The sequence below is a fragment of the Streptomyces sp. NBC_01669 genome (assembly GCF_026339735.1).
In the GTDB taxonomy this organism is placed as follows: domain Bacteria; phylum Actinomycetota; class Actinomycetes; order Streptomycetales; family Streptomycetaceae; genus Streptomyces; species Streptomyces yanii.
Map to the genome: position 1 here is coordinate 3,629,618 of NZ_JAPEQG010000001.1, position 18,193 is coordinate 3,647,810.

14 protein-coding genes and 1 pseudogene are annotated in these 18,193 nt (G+C 70.8%); 8 read left to right on the top strand and 7 right to left on the bottom strand.

The window, feature by feature from the left end:
- Window positions 1-202: 202 nt before the first annotated feature.
- The 5 genes from OG972_RS49255 (at window position 203) to OG972_RS15950 (ending at window position 6,125) form a co-directional block, all read left to right on the top strand.
- Window positions 203-1,384: a hypothetical protein gene (locus OG972_RS49255; protein WP_353961644.1), complete on the top strand. Its 1,182-nt coding sequence runs from the start codon at window positions 203-205 to the stop codon at window positions 1,382-1,384.
- Between the two features lie 224 nt (window positions 1,385-1,608).
- A complete protein-coding gene (locus tag OG972_RS15935) occupies window positions 1,609-2,688 on the top strand; it encodes a substrate-binding domain-containing protein (RefSeq protein WP_266982132.1) in 1,080 nt (359 codons plus the stop codon).
- Between the two features lie 29 nt (window positions 2,689-2,717).
- A complete protein-coding gene (locus OG972_RS15940; protein WP_266982133.1) occupies window positions 2,718-3,905 on the top strand; it encodes a toxic anion resistance protein in 1,188 nt (395 codons plus the stop codon).
- Window positions 3,902-5,518, top strand: a complete 1,617-nt coding sequence (locus tag OG972_RS15945) for a substrate-binding and VWA domain-containing protein (RefSeq protein WP_266982134.1) — start codon at window positions 3,902-3,904, stop codon at window positions 5,516-5,518. The genes OG972_RS15940 and OG972_RS15945 overlap by 4 nt, the downstream gene beginning before the upstream one ends.
- Window positions 5,505-6,125 (top strand): hypothetical protein, encoded by a 621-nt coding sequence (locus tag OG972_RS15950; protein ID WP_266982136.1) that lies wholly within the window; start codon window positions 5,505-5,507, stop codon window positions 6,123-6,125. The genes OG972_RS15945 and OG972_RS15950 overlap by 14 nt, the downstream gene beginning before the upstream one ends.
- Window positions 6,126-6,521: 396 nt before the next feature.
- Here OG972_RS15950 and OG972_RS15955 read toward each other — a convergent pair whose 3' ends face one another.
- Entirely contained in the window at window positions 6,522-8,345 is a 1,824-nt protein-coding gene (locus OG972_RS15955) for a phosphoenolpyruvate carboxykinase (GTP) (RefSeq protein ID WP_266982137.1), read from the bottom strand.
- Between the two features lie 195 nt (window positions 8,346-8,540).
- Here OG972_RS15955 and OG972_RS15960 point away from each other — a divergent pair, with 195 nt between their 5' ends.
- Both OG972_RS15960 and OG972_RS15965 read left to right on the top strand, forming a co-directional pair.
- The gene (locus OG972_RS15960; protein ID WP_266982139.1) at window positions 8,541-9,254 is read left to right on the top strand and encodes a hemolysin III family protein; all 714 of its coding nucleotides are present in this window, start codon (window positions 8,541-8,543) and stop codon (window positions 9,252-9,254) included.
- Between the two features lie 221 nt (window positions 9,255-9,475).
- Window positions 9,476-10,102 (top strand): TetR/AcrR family transcriptional regulator, encoded by a 627-nt coding sequence (locus OG972_RS15965; protein ID WP_266982141.1) that lies wholly within the window; start codon window positions 9,476-9,478, stop codon window positions 10,100-10,102.
- Between the two features lie 86 nt (window positions 10,103-10,188).
- Here OG972_RS15965 and OG972_RS15970 read toward each other — a convergent pair.
- Both OG972_RS15970 and OG972_RS15975 read right to left on the bottom strand, forming a co-directional pair.
- Window positions 10,189-12,221 (bottom strand): annotated as a pseudogene (locus OG972_RS15970) (thioredoxin domain-containing protein).
- A gap of 184 nt (window positions 12,222-12,405) precedes the next feature.
- Window positions 12,406-13,161 carry an IclR family transcriptional regulator gene (locus OG972_RS15975; RefSeq protein ID WP_266982143.1) on the bottom strand — a complete coding sequence of 252 codons (756 nt, stop codon included), beginning with the start codon at window positions 13,159-13,161 and terminating at the stop codon, window positions 12,406-12,408.
- A 165-nt stretch (window positions 13,162-13,326) separates the two neighbouring features.
- Between OG972_RS15975 and OG972_RS15980 the strand changes: the two genes are divergently transcribed.
- Window positions 13,327-14,094 carry a nitrate/nitrite transporter gene (locus tag OG972_RS15980; RefSeq protein WP_266982145.1) on the top strand — a complete coding sequence of 256 codons (768 nt, stop codon included), beginning with the start codon at window positions 13,327-13,329 and terminating at the stop codon, window positions 14,092-14,094.
- Window positions 14,095-14,186: 92 nt separating this feature from the next.
- Here the strand turns inward: OG972_RS15980 and pcaD are convergent, their stop codons facing one another.
- Genes pcaD through pcaH form a run of 4 tightly spaced genes read right to left on the bottom strand, consistent with a single transcriptional unit; the run spans window position 14,187 to window position 18,175 of the window.
- Entirely contained in the window at window positions 14,187-15,365 is a 1,179-nt protein-coding gene (pcaD, locus tag OG972_RS15985; protein WP_266982147.1) for a 3-oxoadipate enol-lactonase, read from the bottom strand.
- Complete coding sequence (pcaB, locus tag OG972_RS15990) at window positions 15,362-16,816, bottom strand: 3-carboxy-cis,cis-muconate cycloisomerase (protein ID WP_266982149.1); 1,455 nt, start codon at window positions 16,814-16,816, stop codon at window positions 15,362-15,364. Before pcaB ends, pcaD begins: the two co-directional genes overlap by 4 nt.
- On the bottom strand, window positions 16,803-17,402 hold the full coding sequence (gene pcaG / locus OG972_RS15995; RefSeq protein WP_266982150.1) for a protocatechuate 3,4-dioxygenase subunit alpha: 600 nt from the start codon (window positions 17,400-17,402) through the stop codon (window positions 16,803-16,805). The genes pcaB and pcaG overlap by 14 nt, the downstream gene beginning before the upstream one ends.
- Complete coding sequence (gene pcaH, locus OG972_RS16000; RefSeq protein ID WP_266982151.1) at window positions 17,402-18,175, bottom strand: protocatechuate 3,4-dioxygenase subunit beta; 774 nt, start codon at window positions 18,173-18,175, stop codon at window positions 17,402-17,404. Before pcaH ends, pcaG begins: the two co-directional genes overlap by 1 nt.
- Window positions 18,176-18,193 lie beyond the last annotated feature (18 nt).

The following is an 18,193-nucleotide window of genomic DNA, read 5'->3' on the forward strand; positions in this document are numbered from 1 at the left end:
ACACTCGGAACTGAAACCACTATGGGGCTGCATGGCCCAACTCTTCGGGGCTCATCCTCTTTCGGCCCCCTTCCTCACTCTGCCGATCGCCTGAACGTCTGGTGTGTCTCGCCCACTTTCTTGCACATACACCTGAATGTTGCGTCAGAGGCGTTGCATGCCTCGTCGAGACCACTCCATTCGGTTCCCAAGGAGCAAATTCATGAGTCCTGAGACCAGGACCCCCTCACGTCTGGGCCCGGTGCCCCGCGGTCGCAGGTGGCTGGCCGGCGGTGCAATGGCAACGCTGAGCCTCGTCATGCTGGGCTTTTCCAGCCCTGCGGTGGCGGTCGCCCAGAACGCCTTCTCTCCGGGCGAGATGAACCGGCCTGTGCTTATGGGCGGTGACAAGTGCGAGAAGCAGAAGAACAAGCACGACAGGGACAAGTGCTGCGACCACCACAAGAACAAGCACGACAGGGACAAGTGCAAGGAGAAGGAGAAGGGCAAGCGCGGACCCACCGGGCCCACCGGGCCGACGGGGCCGACGGGACCGACCGGCGCCACGGGTGAAAACGGCGAGAACGGAGCCACCGGAGCCACCGGAGCCACCGGACCCACGGGACCGACCGGCGCCACGGGTGAAAACGGCGAGAACGGAGCCACCGGAGCCACAGGACCGACCGGACCCACGGGACCGACCGGCGCCACCGGCGAGAACGGCGAGAACGGCGAGAACGGAGCCACCGGAGCCACAGGACCGACCGGACCCACGGGACCGACCGGCGCCACCGGCGAGAACGGCGAGAACGGCGAGAACGGAGCCACCGGAGCCACGGGACCGACCGGACCCACGGGACCGACCGGCGCCACGGGTCATACCGGTGCGACCGGTGCGACGGGAGCCACCGGAGCCAACGGGTGCGGCACCGACATCGACTCCCTCCTCCCCAACTCGACCCAGGAGTTCAGCGTCTTCTTGATTGACGGGAAGGCGTTTGGGGGCCACCGGCACGACCCCACGACGGGGAACTACATCCGCGAGGACCTCACCAACCCGGCGCAGAACCCCGACTACCCCGACCCCGGCACCGTCTGTGCCGCCACGATCTCGTCCCAGGACAAGATCGTGAACTTCAAGGTCATCACCACGAACGGGGACGTGTGGGAACTCCAGTGCACCAACACTGCGATGAATCTCATCGACTGTGGCACTCCCGAGAACAAGGTGTTCTGGAAGAAGATTATGTTCACGGACCAAGCCACCGGGCCGTTCCTGACCGGGGAGCCGCCGAACTCGAGCCAGGAGCCCAGCAACCTGAGCAGCCCGTTGGAGCAGCTGCTGAACAGCATCGCCGCCAACAGGGCGATGAAGTCGGGCACGGACGCGGTCGACTCTCGATGAGCTGGAAGCGGTCCTGACCTCGTTGGGATCCCTCTGAAGTGTGCCGTGCCCGGGATCGTCCGGGCACGGCACACGTGCGTGCGCCGTGCAGCGCAGTCCACGGCTTCCTGTGATCGGGTTGCCGGAGAGAACGGGCCGCTCCCGTTGCATACTGGGATACGCACTTCACCTGACGTCCACTCAACTCAGCTCGGAATTTAGGCTTCCGCGAGCAGGCTGCCTTCGTGAGACGCATCGTGGGAATCGTCCTGGCGGTGCTGCTGATCGGCGGAGTGGCAGTGGCCGTCGTAGCAGGCCGCGACAGCAAGGACACGAGCACGGCAACGAAGACCGTGCGTGGAGTGATCGGGTCGGAGAAGGCGGAATTCTTCGCCGATCCCGAGGTGGTGAAGGCCCTTGCTGCCAAGGGATTCACCGTGAAGGCGGAGACGTCCGGGTCCTGGGCCATGGACCGACTTCCCTTGAAGGGGTACGACTTCGCCTTCCCCAGCTCGAAGGCCCCGGCCGATGAGCTGCAGCGCAAGTCCCCCGTCAAGGGCGGCCCGCTCAGGCCCTTCTACTCGCCGCTCGTCGTCGTCGCGCACCGCGGCGCCGCGCAGGTGCTGGCGGACAACGGGCTGGCGACTCTGAGCGGCAGGTCCAGCGGGAAGCTGCACATGGCCCCGTATCTGAAGGCCGCGAAGGCGGACCGGACCTGGCAGCAGCTGGGGGGCGCGGACGAACATGCCGAGTTGACCGGGACGTTGTTCATCACGAGCACCGATCCCGTCGCGTCCAACTCCGGCGCGCTCTACCTCGCTGCCGCCTCGTACGTCGCCGACGGCGGCCGGGTCGCCGCCGACGACGCCGCGATCGACCGCACCGCGCCGCTGCTCAAGAAGCTGATCCAGGTGCAGGGTGCGCAGCAGACCAGCAGTGACGCGCCGTTCCGGGACTTCATCAGTGGAGTCGGCAATCCGCTGGTCCTGGTGTACGAGTCGCAGGTTGCCTCGCTGCTGATGCAGAAGCAGCAGGAGCTCGGGGATCTGGTCGTCCTCTACCCGGACACCACCGTCTCCAGCGATCACACCCTCGTACCGCTGACCGAATCGGGCCGGCAGCTCGGCGAGCTGCTCTCCACCGACCCCGGGCTGCGCAGGCTGGCCGTGCGCCACGGCTTCCGCCCCCAGGGCGCGGCGGCCGAGTTCACCGCCGCGACCGCCGGCCACACCGACTACATCGACCAACAGCTGACCGGGATCCGCCAGGCGCCCGTGCCCACCGCAACGGTGCTGCGCGCGATGGCCCGCCGGACCCGCGGCTGATGACACACGCTTTCCGGGAGACCTCACCCATGACCGAAACCGAGCCGCAGCCGCTCGTCCTCACCCCGCCCGAGCCCGTCGCCCCCGTCCGTACCGAGCAGGCCGCCGGTCTCGTCCCGGTCGACGACTCCGTACGCACGGAGATGACGCGACGCGCCACCGAGTACGTCGCCGGCCTCGCCGGGCTCGATGCCCGCTCGCCCGAGTTCACCACCAGGATCGGGGAGATCGCCGCCCTCGGGCAGGGCGACATCCGCAGCGCCGCCCAGCAGTCCAACCGGATGCTGGACCGTACGGTCCGTGAGCTCTCGGCCGGGTCGGGGGACGGGGACGCCCAGTCGAGGGTCGGTGCCTCGCTCGTCGAGCTGCGCCGCACCGTCGAGGACCTCGATCCGCGCGACACCTCCGGTCGCGGCGCCCGCCGGCTGCTGGCGAAGCTGCCCGGCGGCAACAGGCTGCGCGATCATGTCGCGAAGTACGCCTCCGCGCAGTCCACCCTCAACAGGATCGTGGGCTCGCTCCGCGGCGGCCAGGACGAACTGCGCCGCGACAACGCCGCCTTGCACACCGAGCGCACCCGGCTCTGGGAGACGATGGGCAAGCTCCAGGAGTACGTGGTCCTCACCGAGGCCCTGGACGGCGCGGTCGAGGACCGCATCCGGGCGACGGAGGCCGCCGACCCCGTGCAGGCGGACGCCCTGCGGGCCGATGTGCTGTTCCCCGTACGGCAGAAGCACCAGGATCTGCTGACCCAGCTCGCGGTCTGCGCGCAGGGGTACCTGGCGATGGATGTCGTACGCCGCAACAACGAGGAGCTGATCAGGGGCGTCGACCGCGCCGCGGCCACGACCGTCTCCGCGCTGCGGATCGCCGTGATGCTGGCATCGGCGCTGGAGAGCCAGCGCAAGGTGACCGAACAGGTGCAGGTGCTGCGCTCCACGACGGAGGATCTGATCCGCGGCAATGCGGAGATGCTCGCCACGCAGAGCGGGGAGATCCAGCGGATCGCCGCGGACCCGGCGGTGGGCGCGGAGACGCTGCGTACGGCGTTCCAGCAGATCTACCGGACGCTGGACGCGATCGACACGTACAAGGTGCAGGCGACCGAATCCATGGCGGCGACGGTCGAGTCGTTGACGGCCGAACTCCAGCAGGCCGGCACCCACTTGGAGCGCAGCCGGACGGCGGGGGCCCTTGAGGGCAGTGGTCTCGGATGAAGGGCCGGATCAGAAGGCTGCGCCGTCGGGTGTCGCGCACGCTCGCCGCGCTGCTGGCCGCCGCGGTGCTCGTGCCGATCGCCGCGTGTTCCGCGGGGGACGATCCCGCGGCGTCCGGGAAGAAGGACGACGGCGCTCCGCGGGCCGGCACGCTGCGCGTGCTGGCGTCCAGTGAACTCGCTGACATGAAGCCGCTGTTGGAGCAGGCGCGGAAGGCCACCGGGATCACCGTGCGGCCCACCTGGACCGGGACGCTCGACGCCGTCCAGCAGCTCGGCTCCGGGAAGGCGGACGGGGCGTACGACGCGGTATGGCTGTCGTCCAACGACTATCTGCGGCTCCACCCGGAGGCAGCGAAACGGGTCACTTCCGAGACGCCGCTGATGGCGTCGCCGGTCGCCCTCGGCGTCAAGCCGGCGGTGGTGAGGCGGCTGGGCTGGGACCCGTCGCGCGTCACCTGGTCGCAGGTGCACCGGGCCGTGGCCGACGGGGAGCTGACGTACGGAATGACGGATCCGGCACGGTCCAACTCCGGTTTCGCTGCGCTTGTTTCGGTCGCTTCGGCGCTGTCGGGCGCCCAGTCCGCGCTGACCGACACCGATGTCCGCAAGGCGAGCGGGAAGATGGAGGAGTTCTTCGGCGGGCAGCGGCTGACCTCCGGTTCGTCCGGCTGGCTGGCCACCGCGTACGCCCGGCGGGGCACGGTCGACGCGCTGATCAACTACGAGTCCGTGCTGCTCTCCCTGGGCCGGGACAGTCGTACAGGGCTGACGGTGATCCGCCCGCGCGACGGTGTGGTGACGGCGGACTACCCGCTGAGCCTGCTCTCCGCCGCCTCGCCGGAAGCGAAGGACTCGGTGCGCGCCCTGACCTCGTACCTCCGCTCCCCCGCCGTGCAGCGGCAGCTGACCCGGGAGACGTTCCGCCGCCCGGTCGTCACGTCCGTGCGGCCGGCGGCGCCGCTGGCCGCCGAGGCGCGCCGTGAACTGCCGTTCCCCGGCTCGCGGTCCGTCGCGGACGGACTGGTCGACAGTTACGAGAACAAGCTCCGGCGACCCTCACGCACCGTGTACGTCCTGGACACGTCCGGGTCGATGAAGGGCGAGCGGCTGCGGAGGCTGAAGGCGGCGCTGACCGGGCTGACCGGGGACTTCCGGGAGCGCGAGGAGGTCACGCTGCTGCCGTTCGGGTCGTCGGTGAAGCGGGCGCGCACACATACGGTCGATCCAGCAGATCCGCAGGCGGGGCTTGCGGCGATCAAGGCGGACACCGCCGCCCTGACCGCGAGCGGCGAGACGGCGATCTTTTCGAGTCTGGAGTCCGCCTACGACCGGCTGGGTCCGGACACCGGGTCCGCGTTCACCTCGATCGTCCTGATGACGGACGGCGAGAACACGACGGGCGACTCGGCCGACGACTTCGCCGGCTTCTACCGTTCGCTCCCGGCTGCGCGACGCGTCACCCCCGTCTTCCCTGTCGTCTTCGGCGACTCGGACCGTGCGGAGCTGGACGCGATCGCCTCCCTGACCGGCGGCCGGCTCTTCGACGCGACGAAGGAGCAGGGGCCGGGTTCTCTGGACGGGGCCTTCGAGGAGATCCGTGGCTACCAGTAAAGCGCCGGGCCGGCTCCTGGCGTACATCGAGTCGCGCAAGAACCTCACCGGGAGCGCCTGCGGGATCGCCGGGCTCGCCCTCACCTTCACCGGGCTCGCGGGGGCGTACTGGCCGGTGGTGATCGTCGGGCTGTACGGCGCGGGTGCGCTGATCGCCCCGCCCGAGCGGCCATCGGCCCCGGACTTCCCCGACCCGTCGTCCCAACTGGATTCGTTGCGGGCCGACTTTGTGACCCTGCGGGCGTATCTGGACGAGGTCGAGCTGCCGCCCGCCGCGTCCGGGCGGCTCGTCGAGCTGACGGAGCTGCTGGCGGGGCTGCTCGCACCCGGCTGGGTCTCCGAGGCCCTCGCCACCGACCCGGAAGGCATCCACGCCCTGTCGCGCGCCGTGCATCAGGACATCCCGGAGTCCGTGGACACGTATCTACGGACCCGCTGGTGGACGCGGATCGCACCGGGCACCGAGCCGCCCGAGCGCCACCTCGAACAGCAGCTGTCGCTGCTGCACCGGGAGGCGGAGTCGCTGGTCGCGGGGTTGCGGGAGGCCGAGGCGCGCCGGCAGCAGACGCACACGCGGTACCTGGAGGACCGGGGCCGGTCCAACTGAGCCCCGTCACCCGACCACCGCCGGAAGCGCACCTTCGCCGACGCCGTCGAGTCCGTGCGCAGATCGTCGCCGGCGTAGCTCACCGTGTACGTCACCGAGTCCCCCACAGGCTCGGTCGGCCTCCGGACGGCTCGACCGAAGGCGATGTGAAGGGACATCAAAGCCATGTGAAGGTCTCGTGCGCAACTCTGCGGCGATGTGCGGATGTTCTCTATAAAAAGGGGCGGGAAAGGGCGGCCCCCGGAACCGTAAGGGGATTCCGGGGGCCGTTCCGCGGCGGGCTGTTGACCCCACAGGTCAGGGCGGATGTCGGAAGACCCGGCCGCGGGGATCGAAGGGGCGCGCTTCAGGAGTACGCCCGGGTGGGCGACGCCTCGAAGGCGCCGCCCGGGGGCGTCAGCCCAGGCGCTGGACCAGCGCGCGGTACTCGTCCCACAGTTCCTTCGGCGTGTGGTCACCGAAGGTGTTGAGGTGCTCGGGGACCAGCGCCGCCTCCTCGCGCCAGACCTCCTTGTCGACCGTGAGCAGGAAGTCCAGGTCGGACTCGGAGAGGTCCAGGCCCTCGGTGTCCAGGGAGCCCTTGGCGGGCAGGATGCCGATCGGCGTCTCGACGCCCTCGGCCTTGCCCTCCAGGCGCTCGACGATCCACTTCAGAACACGGCTGTTCTCGCCGAAGCCCGGCCACACGAACTTGCCCGCGTCGTTCTTGCGGAACCAGTTCACGTAGTAGATCTTCGGGAGCTTCGCCTGGTCCTTGTCGGCGCCGACCTTGACCCAGTGGTTCATGTAGTCGCCCATGTTGTAGCCGCAGAACGGCAGCATGGCGAACGGGTCGCGGCGCAGCTCGCCGACCTTGCCCTCGGCGGCGGCGGTCTTCTCGGAGGCCACGTTGGCACCGAGGAAGACACCGTGCTGCCAGTCGAAGGACTCGGTGACCAGCGGTACGGCCGAGGCGCGGCGGCCACCGAAGAGGATGGCCGAGATCGGCACACCCTTCGGGTCCTCCCACTCGGGCGCGATGATCGGGCACTGGCCGGCCGGGACGGTGAAGCGGGCGTTGGGGTGGGCGGCGGGCGTGTCGGACTCGGGGGTCCAGTCGTTGCCCTTCCAGTCCGTGAGGTGCGCGGGAAGCTCCTCGGTCATGCCCTCCCACCACACGTCGCCGTCGTCGGTGAGCGCGACGTTCGTGAAGACGGAGTTGCCCCACATCGTCTTCATGGCGTTGGCGTTGGTGTGCTCGCCGGTGCCGGGCGCGACACCGAAGAATCCGGCCTCGGGGTTGATCGCGTAGAGACGGCCGTCCTCGCCGAACCGCATCCAGGCGATGTCGTCGCCGATCGTCTCGACGGTCCAGCCGGAGATCGTGGGCTCCAGCATGGCGAGGTTGGTCTTGCCGCAGGCGCTCGGGAACGCGGCGGCGACGTACTTCGACTCACCCCGCGGCGGCGTGAGCTTGAGGATCAGCATGTGCTCGGCGAGCCAGCCCTCGTCGCGGGCCATGACCGAGGCGATGCGGAGCGCGTAGCACTTCTTGCCGAGCAGGGCGTTGCCGCCGTAGCCGGAGCCGTACGACCAGATCTCGCGGTCCTCGGGGAAGTGCGAGATGTACTTGGTGGAGTTGCACGGCCACGGAACGTCCTCCTGGCCCTCCTCCAGGGGCGCGCCCAGCGTGTGGACCGCCTTGACGAAGAAGCCGTCGGTGCCGAGCTCGTCGAGGACGGCCTGGCCCATGCGCGTCATGGTGCGCATCGAGACGGCGACGTACGCGGAGTCGGTGATCTCGACGCCGATCGCGGACAGCGGGGAGCCGACGGGGCCCATGCAGAACGGCACGACGTACATCGTGCGACCGCGCATGGAGCCGCGGAAGACACCCTTCTCACCGGTGAAGATCTCCCGCATCTCGGCGGGGGCCTTCCAGTGGTTCGTCGGGCCCGCGTCCTCCTCCTTCTCGGAGCAGATGAAGGTGCGGTCCTCGACGCGGGCGACATCGCTCGGGTCGGAGGCGGCGTAGTACGAGTTCGGGCGCTTGATCTCATCGAGCTTGGTGAACGTGCCCTTGGCCACGAGCTCCCCGCACAGGCGCTCGTACTCGGCTTCGGAACCGTCGCACCAGACCACACGGTCCGGCTCGGTGATGGCTGCGATCTCGTTCACCCAGGAAGCCAGCTCCTGGTGACGGGTGGGAACAGTGAGGGGAGCCGCGATGTCGCGCGCCACGATCGCTCCTTGTTGAGGGTGTCTTTGGGCAGTTGCCCCGTGGGGGCTGCGACCCGGATGCTTCGTAGCCGCTCATCCGGTGCCGACCATACTCATTTGATCATCCGACCGATTCGCCCATATGTCCAGAGGAGTGCCCACGTGAGCATCGCCACTCGTATTCGCAACCTACGGTGGCGTAGGTAGCATGCGGTCATGACTGCTGCCGCCGCCGCGCCCGAACCAGCCGAGGTCGAACCATCCGAGCCGGGCCCGGCCGAGTCGGCGCCGGGCCCGGTGAAACCGCGCATGCGCGGCTGGCTGCATGCCGGAATGTTCCCCGCGGTACTGATCGCGGGGATTGTTCTGATTGCGCTCACGGACAGCACCCGCGGCCGGATCGCCTGCGGCATCTACATCGTGACCGCGTGCCTGCTCTTCGGCGTGAGCGCGGTCTACCACCGCGGCACGTGGGGTCCGCGCGGCGAGGCAGTGCTGCGCCGGCTGGACCACGCCAACATCTTCCTGATCATCGCGGGCACGTACACGCCGCTGACCCTGCTGCTGCTCCCGGAGTCGACCGGGCGTCCGCTGCTCTGGGCGGTCTGGGCCGCGGCCGCGGCCGGCATCGCCTTCCGGGTGTTCTGGGTCGGCGCCCCCCGCTGGCTGTACACCCCCTGCTACATAGCGATGGGCTGGGCGGCGGTCTTCTTCCTGCCCGATTTCATGCGCACCGGCGGGATCGCGGTCCTGGTCCTGGTCGTCGTCGGCGGCCTGCTCTACAGCGCGGGCGGCGTCATCTACGGGATCAAGCGACCCAACCCGTCACCGCGGTGGTTCGGCTTCCACGAGGTCTTCCACTCGCTGACCCTGGCGGCCTTCACCGTGCATTACGTCGGCATCTCGCTGGTGGCGTACAACCACGCCTGAGCGAACCTCCTCCCCTGCCCTCCAGGGCCGCGGCTTCCGAGCCGCGGCCCTTTTGGATGGCGAGGCATCGCCGCCCGGCGCCCACCGCATCGATGGGTCATCGGCGCCGCGTCGCTGGTGACCGCGCTGCTGGTGGGGGCACTTCCGACGGACGCCGGCCCGTCGCCGACCGGGGACGCCGCCGTGGTCGCGGAGCCCGTCGATGCATGAGAATGACGACCATGGCCGCCACTCCCTCCTCCGTCACGCCCGTCGAGGCGCAGCCCCAGCTGGGGCTGCGCGAGCGCAAGAAGCTCAAGACACGGATCGCGATACGCAGCGCCACGCACCGGCTGATCGCCGAGCAGGGGTACGACGCGACGACGATCGAGCAGATCGCGGAGGCGGCGGAGGTGTCGCCGAGCACGGTGTTCCGGTACTTCGCGACCAAGGAGGACATCGTCCTCACCGACGAGTACGACCCCGTCATGGAAGCGGAGCTGCGGAACCGTCCCGCGGACGAGCCGCCGCTGGAGTCGCTGCGGTTCATCATGACGGAGGCGCTGACGGCGTTCCTCGCCACCGAGGAGGAGGAACTGCGCCGGCGCACCCGGCTGATGGTGGAGGTCCCCGCGATCCGGGCACGGATGTCGGAGACCATGTCGGACACGGCGAAGATCCTCGCCCAGGTGCTCGCCGACCGGAGGGGCCGCAGCGCCGACGACCTGGAGGTCCGGGTGTTCATCGCCGCGGTGCTGGGGGCGCTGCGCGAGGTGACGTTGTACTGGGGCGAGCACGACCAGAAGGGCGACCTGATCGCGATGATCAATCGGGCCATGGACACGCTCGAGGGCGGCCTGACGCTCTGACGCAAGCGGTGCGCCGGACCGTCGGCCCCGGTGGGGGAGACCGCGGACAGAGCGCCGGCCGGGCACGCACCGGGCTCCTCCCGGGGTCACCCCCCGAGCTTCCGCGCCAGCTCCCCCGCATCCGTGGTCGGCGCGTCGCACACAAAGTGCCGGCAGACGTACGCCGTCGGCGCCCCGCCGACCATCGGCCGGTCCACCAGCAGCGGAAACTCCGCGCCACCGGTCTCGCCCGCCGCGACCACCGCCCCCGGCGCCCGCCCCAGCAGTGCCGTGCGGTGCAGCCCGCCGCCGACCGGGCCGGCGACCGCCACCTCGCGCGGGCCGTCGAGCAGCGCCTCGGCAACCGCGAGACCCCACCCGATGAACCGCGGAACCCGTGGCCCGAGCGCCTTCACCACCCCCAGCGCGCCTTCCGCGGCAGCCCGATGAGCCTCGGATCCGGTGTGCGCGGCGTACGAGAGCAGCGCTCCGGCCGCCGCCGTCCAGCCCGCCGGAGTCGCGCTGTCGGTGGGGTCCTGCGGGCGGCGGATCAGCTGCTCGGCGTCGTCCGCCGTGTCGTACAGCTGCCCACCCTCGCCGGTGAAGTGCTGCAGCACGATGTCGAGCAAGAAGCCGGCGAACTCCAGCCAGACACCCTCGCCGGTGACGGCGGCCAGCGCGAGGAAGCCCTCCGCGACATCGCCGTAGTCCTCCAGGACCCCGGCGTTGTCACCCGCCCGGCCGTCCCTGGACGTCCGGGACAGCCGGGCGTTGTCGCCCATGTGGACCCGGACCAGCAGGTCCGCCGCCTCGGTGGCGCGTTCGACCAGGTCGGGCCGGTCGAAGTACGCCCCGGTCTCGGCGAGCGCGGCGATCGCCAGACCGTTCCAGGCCGCCACCACCTTGTCGTCCCGTCCGGGACGCGCCCGCTCCTCGCGCGCCGCGAGCAGCCGGGCCCGCACGTCGGCGGCCCGGTCCGGGTCCACCGCGTCGTCGGTGCGCGGCAGTTGGAGCACGGACGCGCCCTCCTCGAAGGTGCCCGCCTCGGTCACCCCGAAGTAGTCCGCGGCGAACACGGCGTCCTGCTCTCCCAGCGCCTCGCGCAGCTGCGCGGGCGTCCACACGTAGAACGCGCCTTCGACGTGGCTGCCGCCGCCGTCCTCGCTGTCGGCATCGAGCGCCGAGGCGAACCCGCCCTCAGCCGTCCGCAGTTCGCCCACGATGAAGTCGGCGGTCCCCAGCGCGACCCGGCGGGCCAGGCCGGAACCCGTCGCCCGCCACAGATGCGCGTACACCCGGCAGAGCAGCGCATTGTCGTAGAGCATCTTCTCGAAATGCGGTACGACCCATTCCCGGTCCACCGAGTAGCGGGCGAAGCCGCCGGCGAGCTGGTCGTACATCCCGCCCCTGGCCATCGCCTCACAGGTGTCGGCGGCCATCTGGAGGGCGCCCTCGGCGCCGGTGCGGGCGTGGTGGCGCAGAAGGAACTCGATCGTCATGGACGGCGGGAACTTCGGGGCGCCGCCGAAGCCCGCGTATTTCTCGTCGTAATCCCTGGTCAACCCGAGCAGCGCCTGCGAGAGCTCCTGCTCGCCGGGCAGCCCCTCCCCGCCGTGCGCCAGCGAGCGGCCTGCCAGGTCGTGGACGATGCGTCCGGCGACCTCGGCGACCTCGTCGCGCCGGTCGGTCCAGGCGGTCGAGACGCCTTCGAGCACCTGATGGAAGGACGGCATGCCGTGGCGCGGCTCGGGCGGGAAGTACGTGCCGAAGTAGAAGGGTTCGGCGTCGGCGGTCAGGAAGACGGTCATCGGCCAGCCGCCCTGGCCGGTCGCCGCCTGCACGGCCTCCATGTACACGGCGTCGACGTCGGGCCGCTCCTCGCGGTCGACCTTCACCGGGACGAAGTGTTCGTTCAGATAGGCCGCGACCCGGTCGTCCTCGAACGACTCGTGCGCCATCACATGGCACCAATGAATAACTGGAAGCATAAGTGGCAGGACGCATAGCCCACACTCAAGAGGATGGGCACGTCCCGCCGCTTTGCTTCCGTCATCGCCTCCTCTCCCCATGGCCACCAATCCACCGGGTTGGAGGCGTGCTGGAGGAGATAAGGCGACTGGGATTCGGCCAGTCGATTCATACCGGCATCGTCGCACGCCGACCCCCCTCCAGCCCACCTTGTGAGGCCGGAACACAGGAGTAGAACGATGCGGGCCTTGCCCCCGAATCGAACCGCAAGATTTGCGTGAGATCCGAGGTTCCCGGCCAGTAGTCGGCAGGGGGTCCGCCGCCCCCTGTGTGACCGCCCCTGGGGCGGCCGGTGGTCAGCCGCTGAGGGCCTGGGAGATCTGTCGGGCCGCTTCGCGCACGTGCTGGACGATCGTGTTCTGTTTCGCTTCGTCGATGCGGAAGGCGGGGCAGGGGGCCGAGAGTGCGGCGCGGGTGAGGCCGCCTTCCGTAATGAGCGCGGAGGCCGTCCACACGCCCTCGTCGATCTCTTCCCGGCTGGTGTCCCATCCCTGCTCGGTGGCGCGTGCGCTGGCGCTGAGCAGGGCGTCGCGGCCGTTCACCGGCGGCAGGGCACCGGCGGCGATGGCCCGGTCCACGTATCGTTCCCGCTCGGGTTCCGGGAGGCCGCCGATAAGAAGGCGGACACTCGCACCGCGCAGCGCCGGCATGTTCTGGCCGGGCTCGAAGGACAGCCGGAACGCCCTGAGCGTTTCGACCCGGTGGATACAGACGGGCAGGGAGTGGACCATCCGGACGAGCATGACGGTCTCGTCGATCTGCTCGGAGAGTTTGCGCATGTACGGCTCGGCGATGTGGACCAGGGGGGTGGCCGAGCGAGCGGCCCGGCCCAGGGCTGCCACGCGCATGGTGAGGTGGTACTGGCCGCGCTCGCGCTCCTCGACGAGGCCCATGTCCCGCAGCAGAGCGACGTAACGGTGCGCGGTCGGTACGGGGATCTGCAGATCCTCGGCGAGCTGCCGGACCGAGGCCACCGGACGCTGCTCAGTGAAGGCGAACAGTACCTCTAGTGCCCGTCGGCCACTGTCGGCGCCCGCTTTCGCGACTGTCACTGTGGTGGTCCCTTCCTGTTGACTCCCGCGCATGCCCCACCTACCGTAGCCGGATCGTATAGCGATATCCATTTCTCGCACAGCGATACGTGCTGCGTCAGGGGCCGTTCGGCCCCTCTGACCGCCGATGTGCGGCGGTTCCCGGTCGTGCCGTCACCTGCCGTCGTGCCCCTGCTCTTCATCCTGCGCAACGAGCCGGCCCCCGCGGCCGGCGGACCGGCCCCCGCGGCCGGCGGACCGGCCCCCGCCGCGGCGGACAGGACCGCACCGGCCCGCCCGCGGGAACGGCTCGACTTCCGTGCCATGCTCCGCAACCGTGACTACCTGCTCGTCTGCGTGACCGGCTTCTGCGCCTTCTGGGGCCTGTACGGCTTCATCACCTGGGCGAACGCGCTCATGATCGAGGGCCATGACGTGTCACCGGCCATGGCTGGGCTCATCGTCACCATCTTCGCCATCACCGCTGTAGCGGTGAAGCCGGTCATCGGCTTCTTCACCGACCGGTTCTTCGGCGGCGCCCGCAAGGGACCGAGCATCGTTCTCTTCGCCGTCTTCGCGCTCTCCCTCATCGGCTTCGGACGGCTCTCGACGCCGACCGGGTTCCTGCTGCTCGCACCGCTCCTGGGCGCCGCGGCCTACGGCTGGACCCCGCTGATCGTCGCGCTGGTGCCCCGGCTGGTCCCGTCGTCCGTGATCGGTACGGCCTCAGGGCTCGCCAACGCCATCTGGCAGCTGGGCAGCGTGCTGGTCCCGCTCGCGGTCGGCGCCGTCTTCACGGCGACGGATTCTTTCGGCATGGCCTGCCTCACCCTCGCGGCCGGACCCCTGCTCGCGGTGGTGGCCATGCTGCCGGTCCGCGACACCTTCAGGCGGCCCAAGTCCGATCCTGTCCTCCCGCCGGCCCCGGCCACGACGAGCTCGACGGCCGCCTGAGAGCCTGTCGGGTGACCTCTGACCAAGAAAGCGCCCTACCGACGAAGGTCGGCAGGGCGCTTTCTTGCGGTGCCCGGGGTTCTGGCGTGCGGTCAGGCCCGGGGCGGGAACTCGTCCAGCGCGTCGAAGACCCGCTGGGCGACGGCGAAGGCGGAGTTGGCGGCCGGCACTCCGCAGTAGACGGCGCTCTGCAGCAGCACCGCCCCGATCTCCTCGCGGCTCAGTCCGTTGGTGAGCGCTGCGCGGACGTGCATGGCCAGCTCGTCGTGGTGGCCGTGCGCGACCAGCGCGGTGAGGGTGATGCAGCTGCGCGTACGCCGGTCCAGGCAGTCGTCCGTCCAGATCTCGCCCCACGCGTAGCGGGTGATGAAGTCCTGGAACCGGGCGGTGAAGGCGGTCGTGCGGGCGGTGGCACGGTCGACGTGGGCGTCGCCGAGGACCGCCCGGCGGACGGCCATCCCGGCCACATGACGGGCCGCGTCGTCGCCCGGCTGTGCGTCGGGAGCCGTCGCCGCGAAGTGGGCCAGCAGGGCCGAGGTGACCTGCTCGGGTCGTTCGACGCCGGCGAGGTGGGCGGCTGCGGCGACTTCGAGCAGGCTCGCGCCGGGAATCCCGTCGGCGATCTCGCGGGCGTGCGCGGGCGGGGTCGCGGGGTCCTCCCGGCCCGCGACGACCAGCGTCGGCACGGTGACCCCAGCCAGGTCGGCACGCAGGTCGTAGGCGGCGAGCGCGTCGCAGCAGGCCGCGTAGCCGGCGGGATCGGCGGCCCGCAGGTCGTCGAGGAGTGCCAGGGCGCGCGGGTGGCCGGCGAAGCCGCGGGTGAACCAGCGGGCGGCGGCTGTGGCGGCGACCGGTTCCGTGCCCTTGGCCCGCACGAGTTCGGCACGCTCCTGCCAGGCGGCGCTCTCCCCGAAGCGGGCCGAGGAGCAGACGACCGCGAGGGAGCTGAGCCGGTCCGGGTGGTGCACGGCCAGGTACAGACCCACCGCGCCGCCGAGCGAGACACCGGCGTAGCCGAACCGCTCCCAGCCCTGGTCGTCGGCGAGCCGAAGCACGAGCGCGGCGAGGTCCGCGACGGTCGCCGAGCCGTCCACGGGCAGCAGGTCGGCGCGGGATCCGCCGTGTCCCGGCAGATCCCAGCGCAGCACCTGATGGTGGCGCGCGAGCGCGGCCGACTGGGGCTCCCAGACCGTGAGCGAGGTGCCGAGTGAGGGGCCGAGGACGAGCGGCGGGGCACCGGCCGGACCGGTGAGGGTGTGATGGAGCGTCATGAGGATGCCTCCGAAGACGTACGAGGGGTGCGGCGCAGAGCGCGGTCGGTGAGGGCGGCGGCGGAGCCGGCGTACTGCGCGGGGTCGGCGAGCTCCCGCAGCCGCTCCTTCGAGAGCAGCCCGGCCGGCACGCCCTGCTCCTGCGCGGTCTCCTCCAGCGCCGTGTCCAGAGCGATGCATTCGGAGGTGGCGAGGCGGGAGGCCGCGGTGAGCAGCTGCTTGGCCCGGTCGCGCCCGATGACGGGTCCCAGCGCGGCGGTGATCCGCTCGCTGACGATCAGCCCGCGGGTCATGTCGAGGTGTTCGCGCATGCGGTGCGGGAAGACGCGCAGCCCTTGGGCGAGCCCGGCAGCTGCCTCGGCGGCTCCTCCGGCGAGCCGCAGTGCTTCGCGCAGCGGCTGCCACTCCGCGTGCCAGGATCCGGCGGGCCGCTCGTCCTCGGCGGCCAGGGAGCCCAGCAGCACGGAGGCGAGCGCGGGCATCTGGCGGGCGGCGGAGGCGATGAGCGTGGCCCGGACGGGGTTGCTCTTGTGCGGCATGGCGGACGAGCCGCCGCCGCTGCCCTCGGCGACCTCACCGATCTCGGTGCGGGAGAGGACGAGCACGTCGGCGGCAATCTTCCCGAGCGCGCCGGTGGTGAAGGCGAGCGCGGCGGCGAGGTCGGCGACGGGGGTACGCAGGGTGTGCCACGGCAGGCCGGGCTCGGCCAGTCCGGCCTCCCGCGCGTACGCAGCCGCCAGCCGCAGCCCGATGTCGCCCAGCGCAGCGGCACCGGCCGGGGGCTCGGGGGCTGCCGCGGTGGCCGCGTACTCGGCGAACGCGGCCAGGGTTCCGGCAGCTCCGCCCAGCTGGGCGGGCAGGCCACCGTTCGCGACGGCTGCCAGGCGGTCGTGGGAGTCGAGCACCAGCGAGCGCCAGCCGGCCGCCTTCAGGCCGAAGGTGGTGGGCACGGCGTGCTGGGTGAGGGTGCGTCCGGGCATCGGGGTGTCGCGGTGCTCCGCCGCGAGCCGGGCCAGGGCCGTGGCCGTGCGGTCGAGGTCGGCCAGGATCGGCGCCAGACTGCGCGCGGCGACCAGCATCAGCGCGGTGTCCACGATGTCCTGGCTGGTCGCGCCACGGTGGACGTAGGCCGCGGCCTCCGGGTCCGTACGGGCCACCGCCGCGGTGAGGTCACCGACCAGCGGGATGACCGGGTTGCCGCCCGCGCGGGCCCGAAGCGCCAGGCCGCGCACGTCGAACTGCTCGACGTGCGCGGCCCGGTCGACGGCCTCGGCCGCCGAGCGCGGCGCCAGGCCCAGGCCCGCCTGGGCCCGGGTCAGCGCCGATTCGGCGTCCAGCAGCGCTTGGAGCAGTGCGCGGTCGCCGGTCACCACTTCCACGGTGGTGCCCGCTCGGACGGGCGACAGCAGCCCGGCGTCCTCGGGGTGCCCGAGTTCGTCAGACGAAGTCAAGGAAAGCCGTCTCCCCCTCGCCCTGCAGGCGGATGTCGAAGCGGTACGTGCGGTTCGGCTCGACGGTGGCCACCAGGGTCGCCCGGCGCTCCTCGTCCAGCGAGGAGAGCAGCGGGTCGGTGGCGTTGGCCTCGGCCTGGTCCGGGAAGTACAGCCGGGTGAACAGGTGGTTGAGCAGTCCACGGGCGAAGACGCACACGCTGATGTACGGCGCGTGGCCGGGCCGGGCGCCGGGCGGCAGGGTGTGGGCGCTCCAGCGGCCGTCCTTGTCGGTGGCGATCCGGCCGAAGCCGGTGAAGTCGATGCCGTTGCGGCCGACGAAGCCGCCGGTGACGGGGTCGCGGCGCATCGAGCCGGGGGCGCCGTCCAGGGAGCCGTCCGGGGCGGCCTGCCAGATCTCGATCAGCGCGTCCTGGACGGGGTCGCCGGCACCGTCGTAGACGTAGCCGTGGACGCTGATGGTGTCGGGGTGCCCGGCCGGGGCCAGGTCGGGGCCGCCGGGGAAGGGCAGCGCGTAGCCGTAGAACGGGCCGATGGTGTGGGACGGCGTCGGGGTGAGCGGCGTGGCAGGGCTGGTCGTGGTCATCAGCGGCCTTCCTCGATCCAGGTGGCGGACGGGCCGTCGAGCACGATGTCCCAGTGGTAGCCGAGGGAGAACTCGGGCACGGACAGGTCGTGGTCGTAGGCGGCGACCAGCCGTGACCGGGCCTTGTCGTCGGTCACGGACTGGAGGATGGGGTCGTAGGCGAACAGCGGGTCGTTCGGGAAGTACATCTGGGTGATCAGACGCTGGGAGAACGCCGATCCGAACAGCGAGAAGTGGATATGGGCCGGGCGCCAGGCGTTGGTGTGGTTGCGCCACGGGTAGGCGCCGGGCTTGATGGTGGTGAAGGTGTACCGGCCCTCGTCGTCGGTCAGGGTGCGGCCGACGCCGGTGAAGTTGGGGTCGAGCGGCGCCGGGTGCTGGTCGCGCATGTGCGCGTAGCGCCCCGATGCGTTGGCCTGCCAGATCTCGATCAGCTGGCTCCGGACCGGTCGGCCGGAGGCGTCGAGGAGGCGGCCGCTGACGGTGATCCGCTCGCCGAGCGGCTCGCCGTTGTGCTGCCGCGTGAGGTCGCTGTCGATCTCCGTGATGTCGCTGACGCCGAACACGGGGGTGTGCAGCTCGACGGTCTCCGGGTCGCCGCCGTTCACCGCCACCGGCGCCTGCTGCGGGTGGCGCAGGGCGCTGCTGCGGTAGGGGGCGTAGTCGCGCTGCGGGTGGTTCTCGACCGGGGCGCCTGCGGCCCGGCGGGCGAGGTACTCCTCGCGTTTGTGCGCTATCGCCTTGTCGATGTCGTTCTGGGAAATCTCAGTCATAGAGGTTCCTATCTCAGG

Excerpts from the sequence above, each read along its gene's own strand:
- pcaD (WP_266982147.1), bottom strand. The coding sequence starts at position 15,365 with ATGACGCTCCATCACACCCTCACCGGTCCGGCCGGTGCCCCGCCGCTC.
- OG972_RS15940 (WP_266982133.1), top strand. The coding sequence starts at position 2,718 with ATGACCGAAACCGAGCCGCAGCCGCTCGTCCTCACCCCGCCCGAGCCC.
- OG972_RS15960 (WP_266982139.1), top strand. The coding sequence starts at position 8,541 with ATGACTGCTGCCGCCGCCGCGCCCGAACCAGCCGAGGTCGAACCATCC.
- OG972_RS15965 (WP_266982141.1), top strand. The coding sequence starts at position 9,476 with ATGGCCGCCACTCCCTCCTCCGTCACGCCCGTCGAGGCGCAGCCCCAG.
- OG972_RS49255 (WP_353961644.1), top strand. The coding sequence starts at position 203 with ATGAGTCCTGAGACCAGGACCCCCTCACGTCTGGGCCCGGTGCCCCGC.
- pcaH (WP_266982151.1), bottom strand. The coding sequence starts at position 18,175 with ATGACTGAGATTTCCCAGAACGACATCGACAAGGCGATAGCGCACAAA.
- OG972_RS15945 (WP_266982134.1), top strand. The coding sequence starts at position 3,902 with ATGAAGGGCCGGATCAGAAGGCTGCGCCGTCGGGTGTCGCGCACGCTC.
- pcaG (WP_266982150.1), bottom strand. The coding sequence starts at position 17,402 with ATGACCACGACCAGCCCTGCCACGCCGCTCACCCCGACGCCGTCCCAC.